Here is a 754-nt window from a genome sequence, read left to right as displayed (position 1 = left end):
CCATCGGTGGAGGCCACGAGGATGCGTTCCCACACCCCGGCCATGCTTACGGTGACTTGCTGGATACGCGGATCCAGGGCGCGGGTCGCCGCGTCCACACGCTTGAGCAGCTCGACCTTTTCGGCGCGGCTGATCACTTCCAATGGGTTATCCGGGGCATACAGCTGGGCCACGTCCTGGGTGCTGAACGCCTGCACCGTGCCGTTTTGCCCGGCACGGGAGATCGAACGCGCTGCACGAGCCGCCAGCCCCAGGGCTTCCAGGGTGATGGCGTTGCTGTAGGCAAAGCCGGTTTTTTCACCGGACTGCGCACGCACACCCACGCCTTGGTCGAGGTTGAAGCTGCCTTCCTTGACGATCCCGTCTTCCAGGGCCCAGGACTCGGAAATCTGCCCCTGGAAATACAGGTCGGCCGCGTCGATGCCTGGCCCGGCCAGATCGCCGAGGACCGTTTGCAAGCTTTCGATGGTCACGCCACCAGGCGCCAGGAGGTGTTCACTGACTGAGGACAACAACTCGCTCATAGGTTTGGCCTTAAATTCATCGTTCTGAAGCAGGTCGCTGTGCGCCCTGCGAGAAAAAGCGCCGGTGGCCCGCCACCGGCATACGCGTCCGTATCGACGCCTGTTCGCTGCTATCGCGTTCGGCCAACAACACCGCCTCGCCTTGATCCTGTTGTGCCAGCACGCGCCCCCATGGGTCGATGATCGCTGCATGCCCGAAGGTTTCCCTGGGCCCCGGATGCACGCCACCC

At 63.7% G+C, this 754-nt stretch carries 2 protein-coding genes; both read right to left on the bottom strand.

Annotated elements, in window-relative coordinates:
* Nucleotides 1-524, bottom strand: a 524-nt coding sequence (locus tag HX846_RS33545) for a PmbA/TldA family metallopeptidase (protein WP_306173188.1), incomplete at its 3' end; no start/stop codon positions are given.
* Nucleotides 525-540: 16 nt separating this feature from the next.
* The coding region (locus HX846_RS33540; protein WP_306173187.1) for a nitrilase-related carbon-nitrogen hydrolase at nt 541-754 on the bottom strand (214 nt) is incomplete at its 5' end.

Origin of the sequence: Pseudomonas sp. K5002 (assembly GCF_013386655.1) — a bacterium.
Taxonomy (GTDB): domain Bacteria; phylum Pseudomonadota; class Gammaproteobacteria; order Pseudomonadales; family Pseudomonadaceae; genus Aquipseudomonas.
The sequence above is the reverse complement of the archived record's forward strand: the minus strand, read 5'-3'. Positions and strand labels throughout refer to the sequence as shown.